The organism is Flavicella sp. (assembly GCF_037132785.1).
Classification (GTDB): Bacteria; Bacteroidota; Bacteroidia; order Flavobacteriales; family Flavobacteriaceae; genus Flavicella.
This window is the reverse complement of the sequence record NZ_JBAHZZ010000056.1, coordinates 1-5,022: the sequence shown is the minus strand read 5'-3', so window position 1 is coordinate 5,022 and position 5,022 is coordinate 1. Positions and strand designations below refer to the sequence as shown.

3 protein-coding genes and 1 pseudogene are annotated in these 5,022 nt (G+C 28.4%); 2 read left to right on the top strand and 2 right to left on the bottom strand.

Translation table 11 applies throughout. The annotated features are described in order from the left end of the window. Positions 1-445 precede the first annotated feature (445 nt). Together V5787_RS03590 and V5787_RS03585 are read right to left on the bottom strand one after the other, a co-directional pair. Complete coding sequence (locus tag V5787_RS03590) at positions 446-1,624, bottom strand: hypothetical protein (RefSeq protein ID WP_336891906.1); 1,179 nt, start codon at positions 1,622-1,624, stop codon at positions 446-448. A gap of 143 nt (positions 1,625-1,767) precedes the next feature. Then, entirely contained in the window at positions 1,768-2,031 is a 264-nt protein-coding gene (locus tag V5787_RS03585) for an integrase core domain-containing protein (RefSeq protein WP_336891905.1), read from the bottom strand. Between the two features lie 12 nt (positions 2,032-2,043). Here V5787_RS03585 and V5787_RS03580 point away from each other — a divergent pair. Both V5787_RS03580 and V5787_RS03575 read left to right on the top strand, forming a co-directional pair. Then, a pseudogene (locus V5787_RS03580) lies at positions 2,044-2,211 on the top strand (ISAs1 family transposase); the annotation flags it as partial. Between the two features lie 115 nt (positions 2,212-2,326). Further along, positions 2,327-4,516, top strand: a complete 2,190-nt coding sequence (locus V5787_RS03575; RefSeq protein WP_336891904.1) for a DUF748 domain-containing protein — start codon at positions 2,327-2,329, stop codon at positions 4,514-4,516. Positions 4,517-5,022: the final 506 nt, after the last annotated feature.

Genomic DNA, 5,022 nt, shown 5'->3' with positions numbered 1-5,022 from the left:
AACTAAAGGAAAATGAACCAAAAAATAGATCCATAACTAACATAAACAATGAAAATAAGAAAAAAAAATATAAATTTTAGATTTAAAAAGTCAAAATTGAAATCTAAAAATGAAAAGAGCATTATGCAACGGTCTTAAATTATCAGACGATAACGAATTATTAAAGGGAATTCTTAATTCTTCGATACTGGGTTCGTTTTGGGAAGTGTGCTTAATTGTTCTGCAAACTTATAATTGTAAAGTAAAGTCACAAACAATAAAGCTATACCAAATGAATTCTCAGTGATTTTTTTTAATTGGGCATAAAACGGCAGACTGTCTGTATAAGAATAGTAAGGGATTAAAACGTATTTACTTTTCGGTTTAGCACTTAGCCAAATTTTAAATTTGGCGGACTTTGTTAATATGTACCAACTTTGGGTTTGGCACTTAACCCTTATTATTTTTATGTTTTGTTGGCAGTAGTTTTTAAAATGTCAAAATCAAATATTGTTAGAATATCTTCTGATTTAGAATTCTCACCAAAAGTTAACACAAGGTTATTATTAATATCAATGATTTTATGTTTATTGAATCCTCTAGGAAACTCTACATCGTAAAGGATTTCTTGTTCCAAATTAAAGACCTTTTCTCTAAATCCCCATGGATCAGAAGATTTATATTCTGAGTAGATTATTACATGTTTTTGGTCAGTTGAAAATAGGGCTGTTCTACCAAATTTTATACCTAGCTTACCTTCATATTCCTCGGCATCAAAAAATGCTTTTTCATAAACTTTAGATAGTTCGTATTTTTTCTCTATTTTTTCTAATTTTCCTAAAAACACATATCGATACATTCCATATTTACGGAAACTATCACGTGTTCCCATTGCAAAAAAAATAATTCCTTCATCATTCATTAACAAACTGCTAAATTGGTAATAAGGCATGGACCTGTATTCATATTCATTTGGGTTGCCCAAATAATCTAAAGCTTCGGGTGTTCCAATAAAAGAACAGCTATCGGCCAAATCAAGCCTTGTAAAATCTATTTCTTTAGTACATGTCCATTCTGCCGTGAGGTTTTTGAAATCTATTTTTATTGTGTTGATATTGAATTGATCGTTGCCATCGTATATTATCGTTGGGAATTCATTATTATTAGATGAATATACTCTACGGATAGAAGGTTGTCTACAAAATATTCGACCTTTCCTATGTTTTGTATCTACAGCCTCTAATTCATTGGTTAGTGTAATAATTGTTGGTTCTTGTAATTTGTCTGTATCAAATTTCAATATATGACTTAGATATTTAACATTATCGTAGTTTCCTGTTTTTTTTCTTTTTGTAACAAATGCAAGTATGTCGTTGTTATGAGTAATAAGCTCTACGGAATCTTTCTCATACTCATCATTCTTTTTAGATTTGATAAGTTCCTTGTCTATATTAATGATATCAATCTTGCCATTAGAGAAAACTAAAAACTTAGCCTGATCAAGTTCTGAAAAATCACCATCATTATTTACATAGAAAATAATTTTTTCGTTTTTTAGAATGAATTTTGGGACTCTAAAAATGCCATAATTAGAGGCTACTGTTTTTAGATTTATTTGTTCTTTCTTTTTAAGTTTTAATATCATATATTTTATAGAGATGTTTCTTCAATTTGTATTATACTGATATAGGTTGCCCTTTTTTTGTTGTTACCGCAAAGTTATTCTAATTTTTTTTGGCTTTTTAGTTAGCCGAAAAAAATAGAATAGCTTTTCTACGAGTTCTCAAGTTAGTAAAAAATCAAATCTTTTTTATTTCTTTTATAAGATTTGTATTCAATATTAGGATTTAAGTATACATCATTAGGTTTTCTAAGGTTTAGACTAAAGTATGGTCTCAAATCATTATAAATATTTACAGCTTGTTTGGTCATTTTCTCTGCTAATTTGGTGTTTTTAATAGTTCTTTTTAATCCGTATTCATATTTTAAAGTTCTGTTAATTCTTTCAGCAACAGCGTTTTCATAAGGATCGTATTGTTCTGTCATACTCATTTGTATATTGTTTCAAGAAAGAGAAAGAACAACGCAGCTCAAAATTATTCAATTTCACTTAAGATAGCACTAAATCTATTGAAAAATGAAAAAACTGAAAAACAAGGTGTTGCTGGCAAGAGACTTAAAGCGGGGTGGAATCATCATTACCTTTTAAAAGTGCTAAACATAAAAGTGTGAGTTTGCCCTGTGAAGAATATAGAGGTATTGAATACCAAAGAGTAATTAGTATATTTACACACTTGTTTGTTTTCATGAAAATAGACGACCTATATTATTACTTAATCCTCTTGTTTTGAAAAATAAAAAAATTAAAATTACTTCTGGTGTTCTTATTTTGTTTATTGGTATAGTCCTTTGGCTACTGCCGATTGTTGCAGAAAATCTTATTGAAAAAAACAGTAAAGAGTGGTTTGGAAGAAAAATAAATATAGAAGATATAGATATTAATCTTTTTACGGGAACGGTTAAAATTTTTGATTTTAGTTTATATGAGTTAGATGATACTACTAGTTTTGTCTCTTTTGATACTTTGATTTTAAATACAAGACCCTGTCATTATTTAGTGTCAAAAATTACTTTGCAACAGTTGTATATTAAAAACCTTTCTACAAATATTATCAAAGAAAATGATTCAACTTTTAACTTTGACAGCTTAATTGATTTTTATACAACACCTACTGATTCTTTAGTGGTAAACCAAGAAATAGATACTACGGATGTATTTAAATTTAGTCTATCTAATATTGAATTTGTGAATGCAGAAGTTGTTTTTAATGATCAGCTAATAAATGAGACCTTTGTATTTAATGAATTAGATTTGTTAATTCCGAATATAGAATGGAATCAGGAAGACAAAAGTAATGCGGACTTAGAGTTTAATTTTGAAGATGGTGGTCGTTTTTATTCTTCAACAAGTTTTGACCCTATTGATGGAAACTTTAACGCAAACATTGGGTTGGAAAATTTAGATGTTTCTGTCTATACTAAATATTTACAAAGTTTTATTGAGCTGGAAGCTTTTGAAGGATTATTAACAACAAATATAAATTTTGTAGGAAATAGCAATTATTTGGATTCTTTGTCATTAAATGGATTTTTAGACTTAAAAGATTTAAAGTTTATAGACGCTTCAAAGAAACCTATTTTACAAGCGGAAGAAATTCACTGTGTTTTAAAAGAATTACAGCCTTTTAAAAACTCCTATATTATTGATTCTTTAAAGTTTATCAAACCTTTTGTAGCGTTTACTTTATATAAAAATTCTACAAATTTTGAAACTTTTTTAAAGCTAGATGAAGTAATTGACGAAGAGGAGCTAGAGAGCATTCAAATAGATAGTGTTAGTGATTTATATTATCAATTAAATTCAGTTAGTATTAGCAACGGGAAACTTCAGTTTAACGACGCTACTACTTCTCAGCCTTTTCAATACAATCTATCAAGTATTGAGGCAAATGTTGATTCCATAAATAGTGAGTCGGAATGGGTAAATGTGAAAGCAAATATGTTACTGAATAAAAGAGGGAAAATGAAAGTAGATTTGAATATAAATCCACTAGATCCAATGGAACTAGATTTAAAGTATGTAGTCTCTGGTTTTAAATTAAAGGATTTGAATATTTACTCATTAGATTATATGGGAATTCCTGTTTTAGAAGGAGATATGTATTATAAAATGCATACCAAAATACATAATGGAGAGTTGGATAGTCAAAATAAATTAATTGTTCATAATGCCACTTTAGGTGATAAGCGAGGAGGTTTGTATAATTTGCCTTTAAAATTCGCATTGTTTTTATTAAAAGATAAAGACGGTGTGGTTAATTTGGACATACCAGTAGGAGGTAATTTAGATGACCCTAGTGTGAATGTTAACAAACTTATTTGGTACACATTAAAAAATTTATTAATAAAAACAGTAGCATCTCCTATAAAATTTTTGTCAGGATTGGTAGGAGGGGAGCCTAAGGAATTAGAGTCTGTTGAATTTTCATATTTGGATACTACTCTAAGCAATACTCATTTAAAGCAGTTGAATAAATTACAAGATTTGGAAAAGAAAAAAGAAGGCTTAATAATAGAGATGCTGTATTTGAACGATATAGAAATAGAAAAAAAACAGATTGCTGTGCAGCAGTTAGGGGAGCAATTTAACAAAGAATATGATAAAAATTATTTGACTGATGAGGAGGAATTTAAAATGTTTTTATTGAAAAAAACAAATAAAGATACTTCTGAAATTGAGACTGAAAAAATCTTAGACTCTTCTTTTGTCGAAAGTACTTGTGTTTCTTTGTCAAATCCAGCATTGATAGATTCTTTGGCTAAAGTTTATGAAGAAAAAAGGATTGAGGGGATAAGAAAGCGGTTAATCTTAAGTGAAACAAAAAATCATATAAAGGTTAAAAAAGCTAAGGCTGATGATACTGAAAATATTGCTAGCAAACCTGTATTTAAAATTATTTATTCAATTGAAGAATAACATTAAAATATAGTTTTTTGAGGATATGCTACTCCCTCCTTTTTAGGACGATTAAATTTGTAAGTTAATTTCTTTTTTTTCAATAGTTCTGAGTAAAAATTACTTGTGTATTGGGATCCTTGATCAGAATTTAATATTTGTGGAACTCCATGTTTCTCTATGCTGTCATTTACTAAATCACAACACCATTCTTTTATCGTGCTATTAGACTAACTCCATCCCGTTATTTTACGGCTCTATACATCAATGATTGCTGTGAGGTACATAAACCAAGACCGTTGCATAATGCTCTTTTCATTTTTAGATTTCAATTTTGACTTTTTAAATCTAAAATTTATATTTTTTTTCTTATTTTCATTAGTTATGTTAGTTATGGATCTATTTTTTGGTTCATTTTCCTTTAGTTTTTAGAATTAATGGCAATTATCCTTGGACTTCTATATAAATTGTAACAAATAGCTTCCATCAGATTTTGAGTATGCATTTTTTCCATACCTCTGTACCTT

Excerpts from the sequence above, each read along its gene's own strand:
- V5787_RS03590 (WP_336891906.1), bottom strand. The coding sequence starts at position 1,624 with ATGATATTAAAACTTAAAAAGAAAGAACAAATAAATCTAAAAACAGTA.
- V5787_RS03585 (WP_336891905.1), bottom strand. The coding sequence starts at position 2,031 with ATGAGTATGACAGAACAATACGATCCTTATGAAAACGCTGTTGCTGAA.